20 protein-coding genes and 1 tRNA gene are annotated in these 25,130 nt (G+C 72.9%); 10 read left to right on the forward strand and 11 right to left on the reverse strand.

The annotated features are described in order from the left end of the window. Positions 1-36: 36 nt before the first annotated feature. The 6 genes from ACH4OA_RS11600 to ACH4OA_RS11625 form a co-directional block, all read right to left on the reverse strand. On the reverse strand, positions 37-786 hold the full coding sequence (locus ACH4OA_RS11600; RefSeq protein WP_397968784.1) for a class II aldolase/adducin family protein: 750 nt from the start codon (positions 784-786) through the stop codon (positions 37-39). Beyond that, a complete protein-coding gene (locus ACH4OA_RS11605; protein ID WP_397968786.1) occupies positions 783-1,499 on the reverse strand; it encodes a dihydrodipicolinate reductase C-terminal domain-containing protein in 717 nt (238 codons plus the stop codon). The genes ACH4OA_RS11600 and ACH4OA_RS11605 overlap by 4 nt, the downstream gene beginning before the upstream one ends. Then, complete coding sequence (locus tag ACH4OA_RS11610) at positions 1,492-1,755, reverse strand: phosphopantetheine-binding protein (protein ID WP_030617584.1); 264 nt, start codon at positions 1,753-1,755, stop codon at positions 1,492-1,494. Before ACH4OA_RS11610 ends, ACH4OA_RS11605 begins: the two co-directional genes overlap by 8 nt. Before the next feature lie 29 nt (positions 1,756-1,784). Beyond that, the gene (locus tag ACH4OA_RS11615) at positions 1,785-3,224 is read right to left on the reverse strand and encodes a class I adenylate-forming enzyme family protein (RefSeq protein WP_397968788.1); all 1,440 of its coding nucleotides are present in this window, start codon (positions 3,222-3,224) and stop codon (positions 1,785-1,787) included. Between the two features lie 5 nt (positions 3,225-3,229). Continuing rightward, entirely contained in the window at positions 3,230-4,627 is a 1,398-nt protein-coding gene (locus ACH4OA_RS11620) for a nitroreductase family protein (RefSeq protein ID WP_397968790.1), read from the reverse strand. Between the two features lie 623 nt (positions 4,628-5,250). After that, positions 5,251-5,338: transfer RNA gene (locus ACH4OA_RS11625), tRNA-Leu, on the reverse strand. 289 nt (positions 5,339-5,627) lie between these two features. Between ACH4OA_RS11625 and ACH4OA_RS11630 the strand changes: the two genes are divergently transcribed. The 4 genes from ACH4OA_RS11630 (at position 5,628) to ACH4OA_RS11645 (ending at position 12,280) form a co-directional block, all read left to right on the forward strand. Further along, positions 5,628-7,310, forward strand: a complete 1,683-nt coding sequence (locus tag ACH4OA_RS11630) for a thiamine pyrophosphate-binding protein (RefSeq protein WP_397968791.1) — start codon at positions 5,628-5,630, stop codon at positions 7,308-7,310. 11 nt (positions 7,311-7,321) lie between these two features. Further along, positions 7,322-8,554: a formyl-CoA transferase gene (gene frc, locus ACH4OA_RS11635; RefSeq protein ID WP_397938608.1), complete on the forward strand. Its 1,233-nt coding sequence runs from the start codon at positions 7,322-7,324 to the stop codon at positions 8,552-8,554. 82 nt (positions 8,555-8,636) lie between these two features. Next, positions 8,637-10,784: an acetate--CoA ligase family protein gene (locus ACH4OA_RS11640; RefSeq protein WP_397969024.1), complete on the forward strand. Its 2,148-nt coding sequence runs from the start codon at positions 8,637-8,639 to the stop codon at positions 10,782-10,784. Between the two features lie 98 nt (positions 10,785-10,882). Continuing rightward, the gene (locus ACH4OA_RS11645) at positions 10,883-12,280 is read left to right on the forward strand and encodes an OFA family MFS transporter (RefSeq protein WP_397968793.1); all 1,398 of its coding nucleotides are present in this window, start codon (positions 10,883-10,885) and stop codon (positions 12,278-12,280) included. A 110-nt stretch (positions 12,281-12,390) separates the two neighbouring features. Here the strand turns inward: ACH4OA_RS11645 and ACH4OA_RS11650 are convergent, their stop codons facing one another. Further along, the gene (locus tag ACH4OA_RS11650) at positions 12,391-13,068 is read right to left on the reverse strand and encodes a GntR family transcriptional regulator (protein ID WP_397938612.1); all 678 of its coding nucleotides are present in this window, start codon (positions 13,066-13,068) and stop codon (positions 12,391-12,393) included. A 153-nt stretch (positions 13,069-13,221) separates the two neighbouring features. Beyond that, positions 13,222-14,169 (reverse strand): beta-ketoacyl-ACP synthase III, encoded by a 948-nt coding sequence (locus tag ACH4OA_RS11655; protein ID WP_365879838.1) that lies wholly within the window; start codon positions 14,167-14,169, stop codon positions 13,222-13,224. A gap of 307 nt (positions 14,170-14,476) precedes the next feature. Between ACH4OA_RS11655 and fdhD the strand changes: the two genes are divergently transcribed. Together fdhD and ACH4OA_RS11665 are read left to right on the forward strand one after the other, a co-directional pair. Next, entirely contained in the window at positions 14,477-15,325 is an 849-nt protein-coding gene (gene fdhD, locus ACH4OA_RS11660; RefSeq protein ID WP_365879836.1) for a formate dehydrogenase accessory sulfurtransferase FdhD, read from the forward strand. A gap of 193 nt (positions 15,326-15,518) precedes the next feature. Then, positions 15,519-17,393, forward strand: coding sequence for an exo-alpha-sialidase (locus tag ACH4OA_RS11665; protein ID WP_397968795.1), 1,875 nt, complete (start codon positions 15,519-15,521; stop codon positions 17,391-17,393). Here ACH4OA_RS11665 and ACH4OA_RS11670 read toward each other — a convergent pair. Further along, positions 17,343-18,422, reverse strand: a complete 1,080-nt coding sequence (locus ACH4OA_RS11670; RefSeq protein ID WP_397938615.1) for a bile acid:sodium symporter family protein — start codon at positions 18,420-18,422, stop codon at positions 17,343-17,345. The genes ACH4OA_RS11665 and ACH4OA_RS11670 overlap by 51 nt on opposite strands. A 182-nt stretch (positions 18,423-18,604) precedes the next feature. Here ACH4OA_RS11670 and ACH4OA_RS11675 point away from each other — a divergent pair, with 182 nt between their 5' ends. From ACH4OA_RS11675 to ACH4OA_RS11685, 3 genes are all read left to right on the forward strand, one after another. Next, positions 18,605-19,474 (forward strand): LysR substrate-binding domain-containing protein, encoded by an 870-nt coding sequence (locus ACH4OA_RS11675; protein ID WP_365879830.1) that lies wholly within the window; start codon positions 18,605-18,607, stop codon positions 19,472-19,474. A 287-nt stretch (positions 19,475-19,761) separates the two neighbouring features. Next, a complete protein-coding gene (locus ACH4OA_RS11680) occupies positions 19,762-21,588 on the forward strand; it encodes an AMP-dependent synthetase/ligase (protein ID WP_365879828.1) in 1,827 nt (608 codons plus the stop codon). Between the two features lie 96 nt (positions 21,589-21,684). Then, entirely contained in the window at positions 21,685-22,521 is an 837-nt protein-coding gene (locus ACH4OA_RS11685) for an aldo/keto reductase (protein ID WP_397948356.1), read from the forward strand. Positions 22,522-22,614: 93 nt separating this feature from the next. On the opposite strand, the gene ACH4OA_RS11690 is transcribed toward ACH4OA_RS11685, so the two are convergent. Beyond that, positions 22,615-23,226 (reverse strand): hypothetical protein, encoded by a 612-nt coding sequence (locus ACH4OA_RS11690; RefSeq protein ID WP_397968797.1) that lies wholly within the window; start codon positions 23,224-23,226, stop codon positions 22,615-22,617. 203 nt (positions 23,227-23,429) lie between these two features. On the opposite strand from ACH4OA_RS11690, the gene ACH4OA_RS11695 reads away from it, so the two are divergent. Next, positions 23,430-24,125, forward strand: coding sequence for a glycoside hydrolase family 75 protein (locus ACH4OA_RS11695; RefSeq protein ID WP_397948354.1), 696 nt, complete (start codon positions 23,430-23,432; stop codon positions 24,123-24,125). Here the strand turns inward: ACH4OA_RS11695 and ACH4OA_RS11700 are convergent. Next, on the reverse strand, positions 24,122-25,024 hold the full coding sequence (locus ACH4OA_RS11700) for a class I SAM-dependent methyltransferase (RefSeq protein ID WP_397968799.1): 903 nt from the start codon (positions 25,022-25,024) through the stop codon (positions 24,122-24,124). The genes ACH4OA_RS11695 and ACH4OA_RS11700 overlap by 4 nt on opposite strands. Positions 25,025-25,130 lie beyond the last annotated feature (106 nt).

The raw sequence follows: 25,130 nt of genomic DNA on the forward strand, positions 1-25,130 counted from the left end.
CGGCCGTCGCCCGGGCGGACCGTTCGGGCGGTGCGGTCAGCCGCGGCCCCAGCCGGCGGTCTCCGGCCAGTGCCGGCCGACCCGGCGGACGGCGTAGTCCCAGTACGAGCGGACGGAGAGGTCGGCGTAGATGAAGTCCTGTTTGGCGGCCACGTCCCGGTCGGTGGACCAGACGTACGGCACGCCAGTGCTCTCGGCGGTCAGTTGCAGGCGGCAGGCCCGCTCCAGCACCTGGGCGAAGACGGCGGCGTGCCGCACGCTCTTGCCGACGATCACTCCGCCGTGGTTGCGCAGCAGCACGGCCGGACGCTCGCCGAGGTCCTTGGCGATGTGCTCGCCGGTCGCGATGTCCAGGACGGTGTTGCTGGTCTCGGTGAACAGGCCGAGCCGGTCGCGGAAGTAGGCGCCGTCGTGCGAGACCGGGCGCATCGGCAGGTCGGTGGCGCCGAACAGCAGGGTGTACGGCGCGTGGCTGTGGACGATGCCGTTGACGTCCGGCCGGGCCCGGTAGATGGCCTGGTGGAGCGGGAGTTCCGGGGGCGCCAGCGGAGGCGCGGGCAGGGTGTGGTCCACGGCGCAGCGGACCACGTCCGCCGGCGCGGCCTCGTCGAAGCCGACCAGGGCGCCCTTGATGAAGAACTCGTCCCGGCCGGGTATCCGGGCGGAGATCTGGCCCTGGTTGAAGTCGTCGTGCCCGTCGAGGGAGAGCATCCGGGCGCCGAGCGCCACCTGGAGAACGAGCCGGCGCTCGGCCGGGTTCAGCGGCTGCGGTTCCTCGGTGGTCATGTCCTGCTCCTAGCTGTCAGGTCGTCGTAGACGGTCCGCATGGTGACCAGGCCGGGAGCGGCGGCGCGGGCCCAGTCGGCGGCGGCCAGCGCCCCCCGGGCCGGCACCGACCAGCTGCCGACGTGGTGCCGCACGTGCAGCGTCTCGCCGTCCCAGGTGTGGGTCAGCTCGTGTTCGCTGACGGGCAGCCCGGACCGCTCGTCGGCGATGTCGGCCACCTCCCGGCCGCTCGCCCCGGCCCAGATGCCGGCCAGCGCCAGCGCGGTGGCGCTCGGCCGGTGGGCCTTGCCGAGCGGGTGCCGTTCGCGGACGGTGGTGACCGCGTCGAACCGGCCCGTGGCGTAGGCGGCGGTGAACTCGGCGATGCGCGCCTGGAGGTAGTGGCCGAAGGAGAGGTTGGTCGCCCGGACCACCGGCACCGTGCCGGCCAGCTCCTCCAGCGCCTTCCACTGGGTGTCCGACAGGTTGGAGACGCAGGCGACCAGCGGCACCCGGTGCCGGGCGCAGTAGTCGAGGACGTCCGGGTGCGCTTCGGGGGCGCTCGCGTCGACCAGCACGTCGGGGACGGCCTCGGCGGACCAGCCGGTACGGCGGGAGGCGGTGAGGCTGACCCGGGTGCCGGCCGTCCGGCAGAGCGCGCGCACGGCCGAGCCGAGCCGCCCGAGGCCGACGATTCCGATGGTGCGGCCGTCCGCCGCGGGTGTCTCAGGCATCGGCGCCCGCGCCGCCGGCGAGCACCAGGGCCGTGACGGAGTCGATGGTCTCGTAGTGCTCGATGGCGGCCTCCGGGTCCAGGTAGACGCCGACCTCGTTCTCGATGCTGTCGATCAGGCGCATGTAGGAGAGCGAGGTGTACCCGACGTCGCGCAGCGAGTAGCCGGCCGCGGCGAGGTCGGCGGCGGTGACGCTGCCGTCGCCGGCCGCGATGACAAGGTCGATGATCTTGGTGCGGAGCGCGCTGCTGTCCATGGGTGATTCCTGTGGGTCGAAGGGGGGGTTCAGTTGCTCTCGGGGGTGGCGAGCAGACGGCGCAGGCGCTCGACGGACGGCTTGCCGATCGAGTTCGCCGGTATCCGGTCCACCAGGCGGAGGATGCCGGGCACCTTGAACGACGGCAGGGTCGCCGCGCAGTGCGCGCGCACGGACCGCGCGGTCACGCCCGGTTCCACGGCGACGACGGCGGCCAGCGCCGGTTCGCCGTGCTGGCTCTCGGCCTCGAAGGCGACCGCGTCCAGCACCCCGGGGGCCGCGCGCAGTACCTCGGCGATCTCGATCGGGTCGATCTTGCGCCCGCCCACGTTGACCATCCGGCTGGTGCGCCCGGTCAGGTGCAGCGCGCCGTCGAGCAGCCGGCCCTGGTCGCCGGTGTGGTAGTAGCCCTCGTCGTCGAGGCGCTGCTCGAACACGCCGGGGGCGTTGAGGTAGCGCGAGCCCATCGACTCGCTCCTGACCCGGATGCCGTGCTCCCCGGCGAGCAGGTGCACACCGGGCAGGGGCGTGCCGAGCCCGCCGCCGGTCGCGTCGGCGGCGTAGGTCAGCGGCCCGGTCTCGGCGACGCCGTAGTAGTTGTGGATCGGCACGCCGGTGAGCCGGGTGAACTCCTCGCGCACGGTGTCGCGCAGCGGGGCACCGGAGGAGATCGCGGTCCGTACGGTGCCGAAGCCCTCCTCGGGGGCCCGCCGCACGATCGAGTCGTACAGTGCCGGGAACGCCACCAGCCGGGTGGCGGCCGTGCTCTGCAGGAGCCGTACGACGCGGGAGGCGGTGGGCAGACCGTGGGACAGGTGCAGTGAGGCACCTTGCAGGAAGGCCGCCAGCAAGGAGGTGTTGAACGCCAGGCCGTTGGAGAGCGCCGCGAAGCAGGCGATCCGGTCCTCGGGCGTGAGACCGGTGCCCTTCACCCAGTTGGCGGCCGCCGCGGACACGGCCGTGCCGGAGAACTCGATGCAGTTGGGCCGGCCGGTGGAGCCGGACGTGAACCGGCACACCTCGGTGTCGTCCAGGAGTTCCGGACGCGGGGCGTCGTAACGGCGGACCCGGCTGACCGTGAGGTAGCCGAACTCGCCGTCGTCGGTGAGGCTTTCGCTCACGATGTCCCGGACGTCGGCGCTCGGGGCGTGGATCAGCAGGTCCAGTCCGCAGTCCTCGGCGATCCGGGAGAGTTCGAACGAGCCGAACGCCGAGTCGGCCAGGAAGGGCACCCCGCCGGCGAACAGCGTGGCCAGGTAGGCGACCACGTACTCGACGGAGTTGGTGGCGTACAGGCCCACCCGGGGCGGCTCGCCGCGCACGTCGTACCGGGCGAGCCGGTCCGCGGCGGCACGGGCCCGGACGGCCAGGTCGGTGTAGCCGAGGAAACCGTCGGCGTCGGTGACCGCGACACGGTCGCCGTGGCGGGCGAGGACGTCGGTGAGGACGTCGGGAAGGACGGCGCGCATCGGGGTCACCGCTCGTTCTGGGCGTGCGCCATGGCAAGCCGGTCGAACTTGATGCCCGAGTCGTCCGGGCGGCCGAGCAGCAGGGCGTAGAGGATCTCGTCGTCCTCCGGCAGCCCGGCCAGCGTGCGCCACAGCGGTGTGTCGAACCCGCCGATGGCGGTCACGCCGACCTGCGCGCGGTGTGCGCCCAGGTAGAGCAGTTGCCCCAGGGCGCCGCAGCGGAAGGCGAGTTCGCGCAGGTTCTCGGCGCCGGCGGCGGAGCCGGACCCGGCGAGCGAGGTGCGCGGCACGTGCAGCAGCAGGACGGCGGCGGCCCCGGCGAGGGCGCGCTGCTGCATGCAGGCCCGGGCCACCTCGTCGGTGGACGGCAGCCGTCCCGGCTGCCGCTCGCCGGTGTCCAGCCGGTACACCGCGTCGTGTCCGGGTTCCGCGGCCGACCGCAGGACGAGGGTGGCGGACAGCGGTGAGGTGTCGGGCAGGTCGGTCTCCAGCGGGGTCGACAGGGCCGACACCGCCTGCCAGACGGCGGCGGCGGGCAGGGGGGCGCCGGTGAACGCCTTGCTGGAGGCGCGCGTCCCGATCAGCCGGGACCACCCGGAGGCGTCACCCAGGCCGCTGTCTGCGGCGGGCAGCCGTCCGTCGGTGCGGACGCGCCCGAGCGGCGCGGCACCGGTGCGCAGGGCCGGGGCCCCGGAGTGCTCGGTCCACCCGGCGAGGGAGTCCCAGCAGGTGCTCTCCAGCCATGACCGCCAGGCGGGCCCGCGCCGTTCCCGGTCGGTGTCGTCGTGCACGCTCCAGCGGGCCCAGGAGTCGTCGGCCGGGCCGGCCGGCAGCAGGGTCACCGAGTGAATCTCCCGGCAGTTTTCGTTTGCCTCCAGCAATTCCGAGAGGGATTCCCTCGGGAAACGCAGCCGTAGCGCCCCCGCCGCGCCACGGCCGGCCGCGGCCAGTACGAGGTTCCCGGCCGCGTGTCCCGCGTCGAGCTGAGTGTACAGATATCCTCGGTCACCATATTTGCGCATGGAAAGCCAGGGTCGGGTCAGTGTGACGACCAGCGCGCCGCCGTCTTCCGGGAGCGTCAGTTCGGACGCGTCGAGTGCGGCGGTGACGCGGGCGCCGGCGGCCACCCGGGCGCAGGTGCGCCGGTCGGCGTCGACCCGGAACGCCGTCGGCACGCCGTCCTCCTCGGCGAGGACGGCGAACTCATAGGGGTACAGGGCCCCGGCCGAGGGCACCGCCCGCGCCGCGTAGGAACCGCAGGAGCGGTTCGCCCTACTGGTCAGCACGCCTTCTTCGAGCAGGGACAGGGCGCGGCGCAGACCGGGCGCGGCGACGGGCCCGGCGGGTGGTTCGGGGGGCGCGGCCGGCAGGGCCACCCGGGCCCAGACGTCGGCTTTCTGCATGGTCAGGTTTCCTTGCACGTCGGCACCAGCCTCCTGTTGTCTGACAGCCCACGGAATGCGCCTGAGACAGGCGTTGACCTCCGCGCGAACGGCGCGGAGGAAATACACCAATGCGAGGGTTCTACATTTGCCGACGCAATGATGCCTTGCAGGACTTGCAGCTGTTCTTCGATCAGGACTGACGCGTTCTCGGATCGCGAGACGGGCGATGTGACCTTCTGAAACCGGAATGTGGCACGTATCCGGGAGTGCGTCGTGCGGGGAAGGGAACACATGATCGGTTACGGCCATCGCCAGCATGCCAAGCGGCCTCGTATTGGTCAAGACCAATGCAACAAGGCTGCTTAATAAATCTGAGTGAACGGAACGAATACGGTGAATCGGGCACCGGTACCCGGGAGCAACGCGAACCACCTGCCGGACGGGGGTCTCCACCGGGGTCCGGACCGACGGGCTCCGTGGACCCTCCCGGCCCGGCCGGGCCGGGAACGGCAGAGCGGGGCAGGGCGGGGCAGGGCAACGCCCGGCGTCCGACATCACCCGTCGGCCGGGAAGCCCTCAAGCCGTTGGTCACACCACAGCCAGAAAAACAGAAAAACCCCAGGTGACCTGGGGTTTTTCTCTGGTGTCCGAGGGGGGACTTGAACCCCCACGCCCGATAAAGGGCACTAGCACCTCAAGCTAGCGCGTCTGCCATTCCGCCACCCGGACCAGGTGTCTGCCGCCCTGCGTGGCTGTGTTCCCCGCGGCGACATGGACAACAATACCAAGGTTTCGGAGTGCGTTTCACCTGCGTATCCGCCCCCTGGCGGCGGGGCCGGGAGACTCCGGGCCGGCCCTGACCGGAATCCGCCCCCGCGGCGGTGGCCGAAAGTCCCTCCGGCCCCCTGGACAACCTCCACGGCGTGCGGGATAACAGGCTCAGCATTCGTCGACTGTATGCAATGTGCTGTATGCACCTGAGACGCTCCGCACCCTACGCAAAGGACAGGACGTCGCCATGCCCGACGACACCCAGGACCTGATCTCCGGTGGCCATCTCGTGGCCAAGGCGCTGAAGGCGGAAGGGGTCGACCGCGTCTACACCCTGTGCGGCGGCCACATCATCGACATCTACGACGGCTGTGTGGACGAGGGGATCGAGGTCGTCGACGTACGCCACGAGCAGGTAGCCGCGCACGCCGCCGACGGCTACGCCCGCATCACCGGCACACCGGGCTGCGCGGTCGTCACCGCCGGGCCCGGGACGACCGACGCCGTCACCGGCGTCGCCAACGCCCTCCGCGCGGAGTCCCCGATGCTGCTGATCGGCGGCCAGGGCGCGCTGGCCCAGCACAAGATGGGCTCCCTCCAGGACCTGCCGCACGTCGACATGATGACGCCGATCACCAAGTTCGCCGCGACCGTGCCGGACACCGCGCGGGCGGCGGACATGGTGTCGATGGCCTTCCGGGAGTGCTACCACGGCGCGCCCGGCCCCTCCTTCCTGGAGATCCCCCGGGACGTGCTGGACGCCAGGGTGCCGCGCGCGGCGGCCCGGGTGCCGCGGGCCGGCGCCTACCGGGCCTCGACCCGCTCGGCCGGCGATCCGGACGCGGTCGAGCGGCTCGCCGACCTGCTGACGCACGCCGAGAAGCCGGTGATCCTGCTGGGCAGCCAGGTGTGGACGACCCGGGGCACCGGGGCCGCCGTCGAGCTGGTGCGCGCCCTGGACATCCCGGCGTACATGAACGGCGCCGGGCGCGGCACCCTCCCGCCGGGCGACCCGCACCACTTCCAGCTGTCCCGGCGCCACGCCTTCTCCCACGCCGACGTCATCGTGATCGTCGGCACCCCGTTCGACTTCCGCATGGGCTACGGCAAGCGCCTCTCCCCCGCCGCGACGGTCGTGCAGATCGACCTGGACTACCGCACCGTCGGCAGGAACCGCGACATCGCCCTCGGCATCGTCGGCGACGCCGGCCTGGTGCTGGCGGCGGTGGCCGAGGCCGCGACCGGACGCCTCGGCAGCGGCGCGGCCCGGCGCAAGGAGTGGCTGGAGGAGCTGCGCGCCGTCGAGCGGGCGGCGGTGCGCAAGCGGCTGCCGCAGCTGCGGTCGGACGCCTCGCCGATCCATCCGTACCGGCTGGTCAGCGAGATCAACGACTTCCTCACCGAGGACTCCGTCTACATCGGCGACGGCGGCGACATCGTCACCTTCTCCGGGCAGGTCGTGCAGCCCAAGTCTCCCGGCCACTGGATGGACCCGGGCCCGCTCGGCACGCTCGGTGTCGGCATCCCCTTCGTGCTCGCCGCCAAGCAGGCCCGGCCCGACAAGGAGGTGGTCGCCCTGTTCGGGGACGGCGCCTTCTCCCTCACCGGCTGGGACTTCGAGACCCTGGTCCGCTACGGCCTGCCGTTCGTCGGCGTCGTCGGCAACAACTCCTCCATGAACCAGATCCGCTACGGCCAGTCGGCCAAGTACGGCAAGGACCGCGAGCGCGTCGGCAACACCCTCGGCGACGTCCCGTACGACAGGTTCGCGCAGATCCTCGGCGGCTACGGCGAGGAGGTCCGCGACCCCGCCGAGATCGGTCCCGCCCTGCGCCGGGCGCGGGAGTCCGGCAAGCCGTCGCTGATCAACGTCTGGGTCGACCCGGACGCGTACGCCCCCGGAACCGTGAACCAGACCATGTACAAGTGAGGGGAACGCCCATGACCGCCAGGGCACTCGAGGGCATCCGCGTCCTCGACATGACCCACGTCCAGTCCGGGCCGTCCGCCACGCAGCTGCTCGCCTGGCTCGGCGCCGACGTCGTCAAACTGGAGGCACCGTCCGGCGACATCACCCGCAGGCAGCTGCGGGACCTGCCGGACGTCGACTCCCTCTACTTCACGATGCTCAACTGCAACAAGCGGAGCATCACCCTGAACACCAAGACCGGGCGCGGCAGGGAGATCCTCACCGAGCTGATCCGGCGCTCGGACGTCCTGGTCGAGAACTTCGGGCCGGGCGCCGTCGACCGGATGGGCTTCCCCTGGGAACGCGTCCGGGAGATCAACCCCCGGATCGTCTACGCCTCAGTCAAGGGGTTCGGGGACGGCCCCTACACCCGGTTCAAGGCGTACGAGGTGGTCGCGCAGGCCATGGGCGGCGCGATGTCGACCACCGGGTTCGCGGACGGGCCGCCGCTGGCGACGGGGGCGCAGATCGGGGACTCCGGGACGGGTGTGCACGTCGTGGCGGGGATCCTCGCGGCCTTGTTCCAGCGCGAGCGGACCGGGCGCGGGCAGCGGGTCGGCGTGGCCATGCAGCACGCCGTGCTCAACCTGTGCCGGGTGAAGCTGCGCGACCAGCAGCGCCTGGCGCACGGGCCGCTCGCCGAGTACCCCAACACCGACTTCGGCGAGGAGGTGCCCCGCTCGGGCAACGCCTCCGGCGGCGGTCAGCCGGGCTGGGCGGTCAGATGCGCGCCGGGCGGCCCGAACGACTACGTGTACGTCATCGTGCAGCCGGCCGGCTGGCGGCCGCTCACCGCGCTCATCGGCCGGCCCGAACTCGCCGACGACCCGGAGTGGGCGACGCCGGAGGCCCGGCTGCCGAAGCTGGCCAAGATGTTCCAGCTGATCGAGGAGTGGTCGGCCACGCTCCCCAAGTGGGAGGTGCTGGACCGGCTGACCGCGCACGGCGTCCCGTGCGGCCCGGTCCTGTCCACCAAGGAGATCATCGAGGACGCCTCGCTGGCCGCCGACGGCATGGTGGTGCGCGTCCCGCACCCCGAGCGCGGCGAGTTCGTGACCGTCGGCAGTCCGCTGAAGCTGTCCGACTCCCCCGTGGAGGTGACCGCCTCGCCGCTCCTCGGCGAGCACAACGAAGAGGTCTACGCCGGCGAACTGGGCCTCGGGCAAGAGGAACTGCGCCTGCTCAAGTCGGACGGGGTGATCTGAGGTGCGGGCCGAGGACCGGAGGGACAGCGTGCGCGCAGAGGACCGGAGCGAGAGCGTGCGCGCCGAGGACCGGAAGGAGAGCGTGCGGGCCGAGGACCGGAGCGAGAGCGTGCGGGCCCTGCTGCGGGCCGTGCGGGCCGAGGGCCGTACCGCGCTGACCGCGCCCGAGGGCAGGGTGCTCGCCGACGCGTACGGGATCGCCGTGCCGGGCGAGGCGCTGGCCGCGGACGTGGACGAGGCGGTGGCCGCGGCGGCGCGTCTGGGCGGGCCGGTGGTGCTGAAGATCGTCTCGCCGGACATCCTGCACAAGACCGAGGCCGGCGGGGTGGTGGTGGGCGTGGCCGGCGCGGCGGATGTGCGGGCCGCGTTCCACCGGATCGTGGAGAACGCGCGCGCGTACGACGCCGGTGCCCGCATCGTGGGCGTCCAGGTGCAGGAGCTGGTGCCGGCGGGCCAGGAGGTCATCGTCGGCGCGGTCACCGATCCGGCGTTCGGCAAGGTGGTGGCGTTCGGGCTCGGCGGGACGCTGGTCGAGGTGCTGAAGGACGTCACGTTCCGCCTCGCGCCGGTCACCGCCGACGAGGCGCTGTCGATGCTCGGCTCCATCCGGGCGGCGCCCGTGCTGCGCGGGGTCCGCGGCCGGCCCGGGGTGGACCGGCGGGCGGTGGCCGAACTGGTCCGGCGGGTCTCCGAACTGGCCACGGACTTCCCGGAGATCGCGGAGGTGGACCTCAATCCGGTGATCGCGACGGCCCGGGGCGCGGTCGCCGCGGACATCCGGGTGATCCTGGCCGAGCGGCAGCCGGTGCCGAGGAGGAGATACACCCGCGAGGAGATCCTCACGTCCATGCGCCGGCTGATGCGTCCCTCCGCCGTCGCCGTGATCGGCGCCTCCCCCGAGCCCGGGAAGATCGGCAACTCGGTGCTGCGGAACCTGCTCGACGGCGGGTTCGCCGGTGACATCCACCCGGTCAACCCCCGGGCCGACGACATCATGGGCCGCAAGGCGTACCGGAGCGTCCTGGACGTGCCCGGCGAGGTGGACGTGGCCGTCTTCGCCATCCCGGCCCGGTCCGTGCCGGCGGCCCTGGAGGAGGTGGGGCGCAAGGGCATCCCCAACGCCGTGCTCATCCCGTCCGGGTTCGCGGAGACCGGCGAGCACGCGCTCCAGGCGGAGATCACCGAGATCGCCGAGCGGTACGGCGTCCGCCTGCTCGGCCCGAACATCTACGGCTACTACTCCCCCTGGCACGACCTGTGTGCCACGTTCTGCACGCCGTACGACGTGAAGGGTCCGGTGGCGCTGACCTCGCAGTCCGGCGGGATCGGCATGGCCGTCCTGGGCTTCGCCCGCACCACGCGGACGGGAGTGTCGGCGATCGTCGGCCTCGGCAACAAGGCGGACCTGGCCGAGGACGACCTGCTCACCTGGTTCGGCGAGGACCCGCACACCGAGTGCGTCGCCATGCACTTCGAGGACCTCAAGGACGGGCGGGCGTTCGTGGCGGCGGCGCGCGCGACCGTGCCGAGGAAGCCGGTCGTGGTGCTGAAGGCGGGCCGTACGGCGGCGGGCGCGCGGGCGGCCGGCTCGCACACCGGCGCGCTCGCGGGCGACGACGCGGTCTACGACGACATCCTGCGCCAGGCCGGGGTGATCCGGGCTCCCGGCCTGGAGGACCTGCTGGAGTACGCGCGCGCGTTGCCGGTCCTGCCCGTCCCGCGCGGTGACAACGTCGTCATCATCACCGGCGCGGGCGGCAGCGGGGTGCTGCTGTCGGACGCGGTGACGGACAACGGGCTGCGCCTGATGGAGATCCCGCCCGACCTGGACGAGGCGTTCCGCCGGCTCATCCCGCCGTTCGGCGCGGCCGGCAATCCGGTCGACCTCACCGGCGGCGAGCCGCCGTCGACGTACGAGGCGGCGATCCGGCTGGGTCTGGCGGACCCGCGCGTGCACGCCCTGGTGCTCGGCTACTGGCACACCCTCCTCACCCCGCCGATGGTGTTCGCCGAACTCACCGCGCGGGTGGTGGCCGAGTTCCGCGCGCGGGGCGTGGAGAAGCCGGTGGTGGCGTCCCTGGCCGGTGACGTGGAGGTCGAGGAGGCCTGCCGGTACCTGTTCGCGCGGGGTGTCGTGGCGTACCCGTACACGACCGAGAAGCCGGTGGCCGTGCTCGGCGCGAAGTACCGGTGGGCGCGGGCGGCCGGCCGGCTGCCGGACGGTTCCTGAGGCCGGCGCCGCACCCCCGTTCCTCCAGGTGCCCCGGGCCCGTCCCGGCCCGGGGCGCCGTCCCTCATCCGCATCCCCCGGCGAGGAGCTGGACGGACATGACGTCAGATCCCATGAAGACACGGCACACTCCGGCCGGACCGGACACGCCGCAGCCCGCGTACCGCGAGGTGACCGACGCCCGCGGCCGGGTCTACCGTGTCGGCGAGACGGACCGGGACATCCTCGGTCACCCCCGCGCGCTCATGGTGTACCTGCCGTGGGTCTCCATGATGGCCATCAGCGTCTCGGAGTACGCCTACGGCTCCGCGGAGGACACCCTGTCGGCGGCCCACGGCTGGACCCAGAGCAACACGTTCTGGATCCTGAGCGTCTGGGTCTTCTTCCAGGCCGGCGTCGCCTTCCCGGCCGGGTGGCTGCGCGAGCGCGGCCTCCTCACGGCGCGGCGCGCGATGCACCTGGGCGCCGTGATGTGTCTGCTCGGCTTCCTGGCCCTGTCCCATCTGCGCGAGGTGCTGCCGGCCGTGCTCGGCTTCGGCGTCGTGGGCGGGGCCGGCTCCGGGCTGATCTACGCGACGTGCATCAACATGGTCGGCAAGTGGTTCCCGGAGCGGCGCGGCGCCAAGACCGGCTTCGTCAACGGGGGCTTCGCCTACGGCTCGCTGCCCTTCATCTTCATCTTCAACTACGCCTTCGACACCGGCAATTACCACCGGGTGCTCGATCTGATCGGCGTCTACGTCCTGCTCGTGGTCGCCGTCTGCGCGTGCTTCTTCCGGGACCCGCCGAAGAACTGGTGGCCGGCCGGACTCGACCCGCTGTCGCGGTCCGGCGGGAGCGCGGTGAGCCTGGCCAAGAACCCGCCCGCGGTACGGCAGTACACGCCCGGCGAGGCCGTACGGACGGGCATGCTCCCGCTGATGTGGGTCATGATCGTGCTGACGGCGGGGGTGTCCATCTTCGGGATCTCCTTCCAGGTGGACTTCGCCAAGGAGGTCGGCTTCGGACCGCTGGTCGCCGCCTCCTCGATGGGCGTCATGGCCGTCGTCAACGGTGTCGGGCGCGCGGTGGTCGGCTGGCTCTCGGACCTGTGGGGCCGCAGGACGACGCTCGTGTTCGTGATCGTGGTGCTCGGGCTCGCCCAGTTCGGCGTCATCTGGGCCGGCGACCTGCGCGACCAGTGGCTGTTCCTGTTCTTCGCCTTCCTGTCCGGCTTCGGCGGCGGCGCGTTCTACCCGCTGTTCGCCGCGCTCACCCCGGACTACTTCGGCGAGAACTACAACGCCACCAACTACGGCCTGGTGTACAGCGGCAAGCTGGTCAGCGGCCTGTTCGGCGGCGGGCTCGGCTCGCTGGTGGTCGGCGCCTGGGGCTACGACGGCGCCTACGCGCTGGCCGGCGGGGTCTCGATGGCCGCGGCGGCGCTCGCCCTGCTGCTGCGGCAGCCGGGCCGGTCCGGCGCGGGTCCGGCACCGGCGGCGCGGCCGGTCAGCTGACGGCCGTGCCGGCGCCCCGCACCCCCGGGTGCTCCCCTCGCGCGGCCGGCCGGCCGCGCACCGGAGGGGCAACGCCCGCGCGTCACCGGCCGGTACGGCGCGCGCGTCGCTCAGGCCGCCCCGCGCGCGTGGTACGAGCGCCGGGTGTGCTCGGTGTGCTCGCGCATCAGCCGGGTGGCGCGCTGTTCGTCACGGCCGGCGATCGCGGCGATGAGCGCCCGGTGCTCGGTCCAGGACTGGCCGCCGCGCCGCCGGGCCACCGGTGTGTAGTACCAGCGGACCCGCCGGTCCACCTGGGCGGCCAGTCCGGCGAGGACGGTGTTGCCGGCCAGCTCCATCACCTTGCTGTGGAACGCCGCGTTCAGGGCGACCGCGCGGTCCACGTCCTCGGCCGCCACCGCCCGCTCGCCCTCGGCGCACAGCTCCTCCAGCACGGCGATGGAGTCGGCGTCCGCGTGCGCGGCGGCCAGCCGGGCCGCCTCCGCCTCCAGCAGCGTGCGGACCGTGAGGAGCTGGTCGGCCTCCTCCTCGGTCGGCTCGTGCACGAACGCGCCCTGGGCGGGCCGCAGATCGACCCAGCCCTCGGTGTTGAGCCGTTGCAGCGCCTCGCGCACGGGCTGCCGGGAGACGCCGAGGTGCCCGGCGAGTTCGCTCTCCACCAGGTGCTGGCCGGGCCGGAGGGCGCGGGTGGTGATCAGTTCCAGCAGCGCCTCGTACACGCGCTCGCGCAGCGGGCCCGGGCGTTCCAGCCTGGGCACCGCCCCCGGCGGCAGTCCGGTCGACAACATCGCGGTCTCCTCCTGGGCGGGTCGGAACGCGTGGGCGCTGGAGACTCAGTATCGATTGTCTTTCGTCTACAGTCTACGGCGCACAGGATCCGGTCCGCGGGCGCGCGGTGCTCAGGTCCGAGCGAACGGTGCTCAAGGGCAGGCGCGCGGTGCTCAGGGGCAGCGGACGACCTGGCCGGCGTAGGAGAGGTTGCCGCCGAAGCCGAACAGCAGCACCGGGTCGCCGGCGCGCAGCGCGCCCTGTTCACGCAGCTTGGAGAAGGCGAGCGGGATGCTGCCGGCCGAGGTGTTGCCGGATTCGGCGACATCGCGGGCGATCACCGCGTTGACGGCGCCCAGCTTCTCGGCCAGCGGCTCGATGATCCGCAGATTGGCCTGGTGCAGGACGACCCCGGCCAGTTCCGCGGGGCTCACCCCGGCCTTCTCGCAGGCCTGGCGGGCGAGGGCCGGCAGCCGTGTGGTGGCCCAGCGGTAGACGCTCTGGCCCTCCTGCGCGAACCGCGGCGGTGTGCCCTCGATCCGCACCGCGTGCCCCATCTCCGGCACCGAGCCCCACAGCACCGGCCCGATGCCGGGTTCCTCTCCCGGCGGGCACGCCGTCACGACGGCGGCCCCGGCCCCGTCGCCGACGAGGACGCAGGTGCCGCGGTCGGTCCAGTCGGTGACGTCGGACATCTTGTCGGCGCCGATGACCAGCGCACGGGTGGCGGCGCCGGCCCGCAGGGTGTGGTCGGCGGTGGCGAGCGCGTGGGTGAAACCGGCGCAGACCACGTTGAGGTCCAGCGCGGCGGGGGACGGGATGCCGAGCCGGGCCGCGACCCGGGCGGCGGTGTTCGGGGAGCGGTCGACGGCGGTGGAGGTGGCGACGATGACCAGGTCGATGTCGCCGGGGGTCAGACCGGCCGCGGCGAGGGCCTTGGCGGCGGCGTGCGCGGCCAGCTCGTCCACGGGCTCGTCGGGGCCGGCGATGCGCCGGGTCCGGATGCCCACGCGGCTGCGGATCCACTCGTCGCTGGTGTCGACCATGGCCGCCAGGTCGTCGTTGGTCAGCACCCGGGCGGGCTGGTAGTGGCCGATGGCGACGATGCGCGAGCCGTTCATACGGGGATCCCCTCGTTGCCGTGGATGGCGGGATGCTCCAGTCTGGTCAGTGACTCGCGGGTACGACGGCAGGTGAGGCCACAGGATTCCGGCGCCGCGATTGTCGGCTCCGGTCAGCCGGCCGCCGCTTTCCGGCATCCGGCCGCCCGCCGGCGCCGGCCGGGCACGGACAGGGGCGGGCCGGCCGGGACCGCACCGGCACCGGCACCGGTCGGGACCGCCGGACCGCCGCGTAGGACAATGGGACCGATCCGCAGCAAGGGCCGTTTCGGCTGCCAGTACGCACAGAACCGGGGCTGATCAGAACATGGGACGAGTCACGGAACGCCGCAAGGTCCTGCGCATCCGGGACGGGGCGGTCACCACCCGGCCGGACACGCTCGTCGCGGAGGAGCCGCTGGAGATCCGGCTGAACGGCAAGCCGCTGGCGATCACCATGCGGACGCCCGGCGACGACTTCGCGCTGGCGGCCGGTTTCCTGGTCAGCGAGGGCGTCCTGGCCACGGCGGCCGACCTGCGGAACATCGTCTACTGCGCGGGAGCCACCGAGGACGGGTCGAACACCTACAACGTGGTCGACGTCCGGACCGCGCCCGGTGTCGCGGTCCCGGACTTCACCCTGGAGCGCAACGTCTACACCTCCTCCTCGTGCGGCCTGTGCGGCAAGGCCAGCCTGGACGCCGTCCGCACGACCGCGCGCTGGCCGATCGCCGACACTCCCCCGCTCCGGGTCGCCCCCGAGCTGCTGGCGGCCCTGCCCGACCGGCTGCGGGCGGCCCAGCGGGTGTTCGACCGGACCGGCGGCCTGCACGCGGCGGCCCTGTTCGACGAGCACGGGGAACTGCTGGACACCCGCGAGGACGTGGGCCGGCACAACGCGGTCGACAAGCTGGTGGGACGGGCGCTGCGCGACGACGCGCTGCCGCTGTCCCGGACCATCCTCATGGTCTCCGGCCGGGCCTCGTTCGAGCTGGCCCAGAAGGCGGTCATGGCGGGCATCCCGGTGCTCGCGGCCGTCTCGGCGCCGTCGTCGCTGGCGGTGGACCTGGCGGCGGAGACGGGCCTGACCCTGGTGGGTTTCCTGCGGGGCAGTTCGATGAACGTGTACGCGGGCGAGTCCCGGATCACCCTGCGGGAACCGGCCGCCCACGGCTGACCGGGCCACACGGACACACGGGCACCGGCCGGCCGGGCCGGCCTGGGCCCGGGCGCGGTCGTCCTGCGGCCGTGACCGCGGCTTGTCGCGGTTCTTGTGAGGCGCGTCTCACCCAACTACCTTCAGGGGACCGCACGTTGGACGTGGGATGTCCGGATGTCCAGCCGTGCGGCCGACGAAGGGCAGGTCGCACGTGCCGCCAGGTCTCCGCGCCCGTCTCCGCCCGCTGCTCACCGCCGCCGCGGCCGCGGCCGGCCTGCTCCTGCCGTTCCTCACCGCTCTCCCCGCAGGCGCCCAGCCGGCGCACCGCGCACCGGAGTTCGCGCAGCAGGTGCTCTTCAAGGCCGCCCAGGACCCCGGGTACGCGTGCTTCCGCATCCCGGCGATCGTGCGCACGACCGACGGCACCCTGCTGGCGTTCGCCGAGGGCCGGGTCCTCAACTGCGGCGACGCCGCCGACATCGACCTGGTGCTCAAGCGCTCCACCGACGGCGGGCGCACCTGGGGACCGCTCCGGGTGGTCGGCGAGGGCGCCGGCGACACCCACGGCAACCCGGCCCCCGTCGTGGACCGCGTCACCGGCCGGGTCTGGCTCGCGGAAACGTACAACACGGGCCGTACGGACGGCGCGAGTTGCTCCGTACCCTGCGACCGGACCCCGCACCTCCAGTACAGCGACGACGACGGCCTGACCTGGTCACCGCCGCGTGACCTGAGCCCCGAGATCCTGCCCGCCGACTGGAACTCCTGGTACGCCACCGGGCCCGTGCACGGCATCCAGCTCACCCGCGGCCGGTACGCGGGACGCCTGGTGTTCGGCGTCAACGCCGAGACGTTCGCCGGTGGCCGGATCACCGCCAACCACGCGGCCCTGATCGTCAGCGACGACCACGGCGGCCACTGGCGGACCGGCGCCACCGACTCCTGGCCCGTCGCCGGCGACGGCACCTTCCGGCAGAAGCCCTCCGAACTGGCCCTCGCCGAGCGCGGTGACGGTTCGCTCCTGGTCAGCGGGCGGGAGCAGGACGGCACCGACCTCGGCCACCGCACCCAGGCCGTCAGCCGCGACGGCGGCACCGCGTTCACCGCACCCTTCCGCGGCCTGCCGGACCTGTACACCCCGCAGGTGCAGGGCTCGCTGCTGCGGCTGGGCGACCGGCTGCTGCTCGCCTGCCCCGGCGACCCGGACCGGCGCCGCACGATGATGATCCGCTCCTCCTACGACGGCGGGCGCACCTGGGACAGCGCGGACCGCGGCACGGTCGTCACCACCGACTGGTCCGGCTACTCCGATCTGGTGCGCGCCGACGCCGGCACGGTGGGCCTGCTGTACGAGGGCGGCGCGGCGGACGCCCGCGACGAGATCCGCTTCGCCCGCTTCACCGAGGACTGGCTGGCGCCGCGCCGCGGCCCCGACCCGGTCACCGCCGACCTCGCCGCGCGCGCCCGCCCGGCGGCGGTGCTAGGCGGCCCGGCGCGGACCGACGGCGTGTCCGGGAACGCGCTGGAGTTCGACGGCACCGACGACGCGGTCCGGCTGCCGTACCGCGCGGGCCTGCCGCTGGGGACGGCGGACTTCACGGTGTCGCTGTGGTTCCGGTACACGGCGGCGGCCGGGGAGCAGCCGCTGCTCTGGATGGGCGGGACCGGCACCAACCAGCCCCAGGTGTGGCTGCGCGGCGAGCCGGCGAGCGACCGGATGCAGGCGCTGATCACCGTACGGAACGGGGCCGGCGCCGCGCAGAGCGCCTCCGTGCGCACGGCCGTCGCGTACAACGACGGCCGCTGGCACCACGCCGTGCTGCGGCGCGGCGGCGGCCGGCTGTCGCTGTCGGTCGACGGCACGGGGACCGCCACGGCGGACCGGCCGGGCTCGGTCAGCCGCAACTCGCCCTTCGGTGTCCACCTCGGCCAGCGCATGGACGGCCGGGCCTTCCTCACCGGCGCGCTGGACGAGGTGCGGATCTGGGACCGGGCACTGACCGACGAGGAGCTGGCCGACCCGGAGGTGCTGCGGTCAGCGCAGGACACGGTGGTGTGGCTGCCCCTGGACCGGGTGCGCGGCTGATCCGCCGCCCGTGTCCGCGCTCGTCCCGGCCGTGTCCCCGGCCTCCGGGGAGACGGCCGCCTCCGGGTCGCGGGCCCGGCGCTTGGCGATGACCGCGCACACCATCAGCTGCATCTGGTGGAAGAGCATCAGCGGCAGGACGGCCAGGGAGGCCTGGCCGGCGAACAGGACGCTCGCCATCGGCAGCCCGGAGGCGAGGGACTTCTTCGACCCGGCGAACTGGATCGCGATCCGGTCCTCCCGGCTGAAGCCGAGCGCCTTGGCGCCGTACCAGGTCAGGGCCAGCATGACCGCCAGCAGGACGGCCTCGACGCCGAGCAGCCCGGCCAGCCGCAGCGGGCTGACCTGGTGCCAGACGCCCCGGATCACGCCCTCGCTGAAGGCGGTGTAGACGACCAGCAGGATGGAGCCGCGGTCGACGAGGCCGAGGACCTTCTTGTGCCGGGTGACGAACGGTCCGATCCAGCGCCGCAGCACCTGCCCGGCGACGAACGGCACCAGCAGCTGGAGCACGATCTTCACCAGCGAGTCCGTGGAGAACCCGACCGTGTCGCCGCCGAGCAGTCCCGCCGCGAGCAGTGGGGTCAGCACGATGCCGACGAGGGAGGAGAAGGAGCCGGCGCAGATCGCCGCGGGCACGTTGCCGCGGGCGATCGAGGTGAACGCGATGGACGACTGGATCGTGGACGGCACCAGCGTCAGGAACAGCAGGCCCTGGTAGAGCGGCTGGGTCAGCAGGACCGGCACCAGGGCGCGCGCGGCGAGCCCGAAGACCGGGAAGAGGACGAAGGTGCAGATCAGCACGGTGCCGTGCAGCCGCCAGTGCTTCAGTCCGTCCAGCGCCTCCCGGGTGGACAGCCGGGCGCCGTACAGGAAGAACAGGAAGGCGATGGCCGCCGTGGAGGCGCCCGAGGTCACGTCGGCCGCGGTGCCCCGGGCCGGGACGAGCGCGGCGAGACCCACCGTCCCGAGCAGCAGCAGGATGTACGGGTCGATCGGCATCCGACTCGGCCGGCGCAGACGTTTCACGGTGCTCCGATTGCTGGGTGGCGTGCTGTGTGTGGCGTGCTGTGTCTGTGGCGTGCTCTGTGACGTGCGGTCCCGGGCGCGCAGCGCCCCTCTCCATCGTCCTCCCGCGACCGCCGATCGTAAATCCCGTATACCGCTCTGACTGTCATCATGTTCCGTGATGACCGCGCTAGCCTGGGTGCATGTACGAACCGGCGCAGTTGCGCACGTTCCTCGCGGTCGCCCAGACGCTGAGCTTCACGCAGGCCGCCCGGCGGCTGGGGCTGCGCCAGTCCACGGTCAGTCAGCATGTGCGCCGGCTGGAGGACGCGGCCGGCCGGCAGTTGTTCTCCCGGGACACCCACGCGGTGGAGCTGACCGAGGACGGCGAGGCGATGCAGGGGTTCGCCCGCCGCATCCTGGAGGTGCACGAGCAGGCGGCGGCGTACTTCACCGGCACGCGCGTGCGGGGCCGGCTGCGGTTCGGCGCCTCGGAGGACTTCGTGCTGACCCGGCTGCCGGAGATCCTGGAGGGCTTCCGCTACGACCATCCGGAGGTCGACCTGGAGCTGACGGTGGAGCTGTCCGGCACGCTGCACGAGCGGCTGGCCGCCGGGAAGCTGGACCTGGTGCTGGCCAAGCGGCGCCCGCAGGACCCGCGCGGCGAACTGGTCTGGCGGGACGACCTCGTGTGGATCGGCGCCGAGCGGCTGCGGCTGGACCCGGACCGGCCGGTCCCGCTGATCGTGTACCCGCCGCCCGGCATCACCCGGGCCCGCGCGCTGGAGGTGCTGGAGCGGCAGGGCCGTGCCTGGCGGATCGTGTGCACGAGCGGCAGCCTCAACGGGCTGGTCGCGGCGGCCCGCGCCGGCCTCGGCGTGATGGCCCACTCCCGGCGGCTGATCCCGCCGGGCCTGTTCCGGCTGCCCGACCGGGCCGGCCTGCCCGAGCTGGGCAAGATCGACTTCGTCCTGGCCCACGGCCGCCGCAGCGGACCGGCCGAGGAGGCGGCGGACGCGCTGGCGGCGGCGGTCCTGGCGGGCGGCGAGCGGCTGCGCCGCAGCGGCGGCTGACGGCCCGGTCACGCACGGCGGCGGGGCCCGCCCCTCACGGCGTCACCCGGCCCGGTAAGCGGTGCGTACAGATTCGGTGGAGATTACGGTACCGTAAGTTACCAACCAGTCAGTAGCGTGTCCGGCCCTTCCCCATGTGCGGGCATTTCCTGCTCACCGTCCGGGCGGAACACGCGGTTTGCCCGGATTCCGACCCCCTCCCGGACACCGACCGCGTGGGGTAGCTTTCACCGCGCTGTGCGGTGCGTGGACCAACGACACTGAGGCGCGAGACACGGGGAGCGAGGTTGCGCGAGTTCACCAACCCTCCGCTGGCGTCGCCGCCGCCGGTGGGCGGTCTGGCAGACGTCGTCTTCGAGCATGCCGAGACCGACCCGCTGCACATAGCGCTCGGCCGCAAGGACGAGACCGGGCAGTGGCGGGACGTCACCGCCGCCGAGTTCCGCGACGAGGTCCTCGCCCTCGCCAAGGGCCTGCTCGCCGACGGCGTCCGCTTCGGCGACCGGGTCGCCGTCATGTCCCGCACCCGCTACGAGTGGACCCTCTTCGACTTCGCCCTGTGGGCCATCGGCGCCCAGGTGGTGCCCGTCTACCCGACCTCCTCCGCCGAGCAGTGCTTCTGGATGCTCTACGACGCCGAGGTGAGCGCCGCGGTCGTGGAGCACGAGGACCACGCGATGACCATCGCCACCGTCATCGACCGGCTGCCCCGGCTGCGCCGGCTCTGGCAGCTGGACGCCGGCTGCGTGCGGGAGCTGTACGACGCCGGGGCGCACCTGGACGACGAGGTGGTCCACCGGCACCGGCAGGCGATCACGCCGGACTCGGTCGCCACCGTCATCTACACCTCCGGCACCACCGGCCGCCCCAAGGGCTGTGTGCTCTCGCACGGCAACTTCATGTTCGAGGCGGACACCGTGCTCCGGCGGTGGGAGCCGGTGTTCCACTCGAAGAAGGGCGACGAGGCGTCCACCCTGCTGTTCCTGCCGCTGGCGCACGTCTTCGGGCGGATGGTGCAGGTCGCCGCCGTCCGCGGCCGGGTCCGCTTCGGCCACCAGCCGCAGCTGCACGCCGCCGCCCTGCTGCCCGACCTGGCCGCCTTCCGGCCGACGTTCGTCCTCGCGGTGCCGTACATCTTCGAGAAGGTGTTCAACGCCGCCCGCCGCAAGGCCGAGAAGGAGGGCCGGGCCGGGCCGTTCGAGAAGGCCGTCGACGTCGCCGTGAAGTACGCGGAGGCGGTGGAGGCGAAGGCGTGGGGCACCGGGCCCGGCCCGTCGGCGGCGCTGCGCATGCAGCACCAGCTCTTCGACAAGCTGGTCTATGCCAAGGTGCGCGCCGCGATGGGCGGCCGGATCCGCAACGCGATGTCCGGCGGTTCGGCGATGGACCGCCGGCTGGGGCTGTTCTTCGCGGGCGCGGGCGTGCAGATCTACGAGGGCTACGGCCTGACCGAGTCGACGGCCGCGGCGACCGCGAACCCGCCCGGACGCACCCGCTACGGCACCGTCGGCCGGGCCATCCCGGGCGTGACGGTGCACATCGCCGACGACGGCGAGGTCTGGCTGCGCGGCGGCAACGTCTTCCACGGCTATCTGAACAACCAGAAGGCCACCGACGCCACCCTGCACGACGGCTGGCTCGCCACCGGCGACCTGGGCATGCTGGACCAGGACGGCTATCTGACCATCACCGGCCGCAAGAAGGAGATCCTGGTGACCTCCGGCGGCAAGAGCGTCTCGCCGGGCGTGCTGGAGGAGCGGGTCCGCGACCATCCGCTGATCAGCCAGTGCATCGTCGTCGGCAACGACCGGCCCTACATCGCCGCCCTGGTCACGCTGGACCAGGAGGCGGTCGAGCACTGGCTCCAGCTGCGCGGCACCCCGCGGCCGGCCCCGGCCGACCTGGTGCGCGACCCGGACCTGGAGAGGGAGGTGCGCCGGGCGGTGGTCGCCGCGAACACCCTGGTCTCGCAGGCCGAGTCGATCCGCACGTTCCGTATCCTGGCCCAGCCGTTCACCGAGGAACACGGGCTGCTGACACCGTCGTTGAAGCTGAAGCGCAAGGCGATCGAGAAGGCGTACGGCGACGAGGTGGAGGCCCTCTACCGGACCTGACGCGCCGCCCGCGCCGGTGCGTCAGGAATGCGGAGCGGCCCGTGATCGTTGAGGATGGCAGTACCACCTGTCGACAAGCGAAGGATCAAGAGGCTCGTGAGCAGCAACGTCCCCCCGATCATCCTCAACAACGGCGTCGAGATGCCCCAGCTGGGCTACGGCGTCTGGCAGGTGCCGGACGACGACGCCGAGCGGGCCGTCGGCACGGCGCTTGAGGCCGGGTACCGCAGCATCGACACCGCCGCGATCTACGGCAACGAAGCGGGCACCGGCAAGGCCATCGCCGCCTCCGGCCTGCCCCGCGAGGAGATCTTCGTCACCACCAAGCTCTGGAACAGCGACCAGGGCTACGACTCCACGCTGCGCGCCTTCGACACCTCGCTGGCGAAGCTGGGGCTCGACTACGTCGACCTGTACCTGATCCACTGGCCGCTGCCGTCCAGGGACAAGTACGTCGACACCTACAAGGCGTTCGAGAAGCTGCACTCCGACGGCCGCGTCCGGGCCATCGGCGTCTCCAACTTCCTCCCCGAGCACCTGCGGCGGCTGATCGAGGAGACCTCCGTGGTCCCCGCGGTCAACCAGATCGAGCTGCACCCGCACCTCCAGCAGGGCGAGGCGCGCGCGTTCCACGCGGAGCACGGCATCGCCACCGAGGCGTGGTCGCCGCTCGGCCAGGGCAAGGGCCTGCTGGAGGTGCCCGCCGTCGTCGCGATCGCGCGCAAGCACGACCGCACCCCGGCCCAGGTCGTGCTGCGCTGGCACCTCCAGCTCGGCACCATCGTGATCCCGAAGTCCGTGACGCCGTCCCGGATCAAGGAGAACATCGAGGTGTTCGACTTCAGCCTGGACGACGAGGACCTCGCCGCGATCAGCGCGCTGAACGAGGACCGGCGCATCGGTCCCGACCCGGCCGCCTTCGACATGGCCTGACACTCCCGGGACCCGGACCGGCCACCGGTCACGGCCGTGCGCCCCGCCCCGCGGCGGGCCGCACGGCCGTCCTGCGGCCGGGGCCCGCGCGGCTCAGTCCAGGCGCACATCCGCGTGGACGACCTCGAACTCCTCCAGGCCGACCACGTCCACCCGCGCCTTCGCCGACGCCTCGTCGCGCACGCCCGCCAGGGCGGCGCGCGAGGCGGCCAGCGAGGGCCGGTCGGTGAACAGCACACCGGCCACGGCCCGCCCTCGCTCCCGGTCCAGCAGCAGCGACGTCCGGGACAGCCCCGGCAGCGCCTCGGCCCTCGGCACCACCGCGGCCCGGAAGGCGTCGACGACCAGATCCGCGTCGCGCGGGTCGAACTCCAGCCTGGTGGCGCGCAGTCCGCCGCCCTGCCGGGGCGGCCGGGCCTGAAGGAACACCGCCGCCTCGTAGACGGCGACCGACACGGTGCCCGCGAACGGCTCCAGCAGCGCGCCGCGCCGCTCGCGCATCACCTCGTCGCTGTTGCGCCGCGCCTCCTCGATCTCCCACCAGCTCACCGTGAGCAGTTTGCCGAGATCCCGGTCCGCGAACACGCTGGCGCCGCGGTAGCCCGGGCGTTCCTCCAGCAGGTCCCGCCCCTCGCTGTTCAGCGACCGGACGGCCGTGTCCAGCAGCGCCGGATCACCGGTCGCGTACACCGCGCGTACGAACATGGGACTCGCCTCCGGGAGCGGTGGCCACGGACAGAGCGGACATACGGCTGCATCCTGCTCTCTCAGTCTCGTCAGTGGTCACCGTCACCGCAATGCCCCCCGGTTTCAGCCGTCCGCCTCCCGGGGGTTGACGAGGGCATGCCGTCGGCGCCACCGTGTGAGGACACCCGGTAAGGAAACTTTCCTAACAGAAGGGTCCCCCCATGCGTCTTCGCACCCTCTCCCTCGCCGTGGCCTCCGGCACCGCCCTGCTCGCCGCCGGGCTCCTCCCCGCGCACGCCTCGGCCGCCGCCGCGCCCCGGACCGCCCAGGAGGGCACGGTCAGCGCCGCCGACCTGCTCGCCAAGGTGACCTCCTGTGCGCAGGTCTCCAACGGCAAGTACAAGACCGACGACGAGACCTCGGCCACCGTCCCCGTGTGCGGCAAGAACGGCGCGGTGTTCTGGAAGGCCGACATGGACATCGACTGCGACGGCCAGCGCACCACCAACTGCAACGAGGACCGCGACCCCTGGTACCAGGACGACACCGCCTTCCACCAGTCCGACGGCAAGCCGCTGAAGGCGGAGACCCTGCCGTACGTCGTCGTGCCCAGCACCAGCAGTATCTGGGACTACTCCGGCGCCGGCATCAAGGGCGGCGGAGTGGTCGCCGTCATCTACAACAACAAGGTGGAGTACGCCGTCGTCGGCGACACCGGCCCCTCGAAGATCATCGGCGAGGCGTCGTACGCCACCGCCAAGGCGCTCGGCATCGACCCGGACCCGGAGACCGGCGGCGCCGAGTCGGGCGTGACCTACATCCTGTTCAAGAACTCCAAGGTCTCGCCCATAGAGAGCCACAGCGCCGCGGTCTCCCTCGGCGACCAGCTCGCCAAGCAGTTCCTCGCCAACAACTAACCCCTGCGGACCGCCGTGTGCACGGTGTAGGCGCCCAGGACGAACACGTCCGGCCGTACGTGCACGCTCGCCGGGTCGGCCGGGTCGAGCAGCCGGTCCAGGGTGGCGCGGTCGTCGGCGTCCAGCGCGTCGCCGAAGCCCTCGCGCAGCCTGGACAGATGCGCGACGACATAGGCGCGGGCCCGCTCGTCGGCCGGGGCGGGCAGGTCGAGCAGGAAAGTGCGGGTGCCGGTGTGGGCGAGGCCGGCCGCGGTCAGCAGCGCGGGCCAGTCCTCGGTCTCGGCCACGGAGCCGGGCAGGTCCGCCCGCATCCGGGCGAACCACTCCTCCTCCAGCGCGTCGAGCCGCGCCTGGAGTCCGGGGCGGCCGATGCCGGTGTCCCGGGGCAGGAAGCGGGAGGGCAGGCCGCCTTCGAGGAGGGCCAGGGTGCCGCCGGGGGCCAGGTGTCCGGCGAACGCGGTGAGCGCGGCCCGCTGGTCGCCCAGGTGGTGCAGGCTGCGGCTGGCCCACAGCAGGTCGGCCGGGCCGTCCAGGCGGTCGAGCGCCTCGGGCAGGTCACCGGCGACGGCGCCGAAGCGGTCGCCGACGCCGTGCCGGGCGGCCCGTGCCCGGGCGCGTTCCAGCAGCGGTGCCGTGCCGTCGACGGCGACGACCCGGGCGCCGGGAAAGGTCTCGGCGAACAGACAGGAGACGACTCCGGGGCCGCTGCCCGCGTCCACGATCAGCCGCGGCCCGGCCACCTCCTCGCCGAGCCACTCCATGGCCCGCCGGTAGACCGGGGCGAGCAGTTCCGCCTGCGACTCCAGCAGGGGGGCCAGCTCGTTCCAGTCGATGTCGGTGCCGTGATCGTGCGGGTGCCCGGCGGGGTGCCGGTCGTCGTGGTCGTGGTGGTGTGCCATGGGTGGTCAGCCTCTCGTCCGGTGTGCCGTCAGCGTGCGACGGCACACCGGACGCGGGCCACTTCCGTTGCCGTTTCGGCAAACACGGATGCCGCTACGGCCCGCC

The sequence above is a fragment of the Streptomyces sp. NPDC017095 genome (assembly GCF_044332325.1).
In the GTDB taxonomy this organism is placed as follows: domain Bacteria; phylum Actinomycetota; class Actinomycetes; order Streptomycetales; family Streptomycetaceae; genus Streptomyces.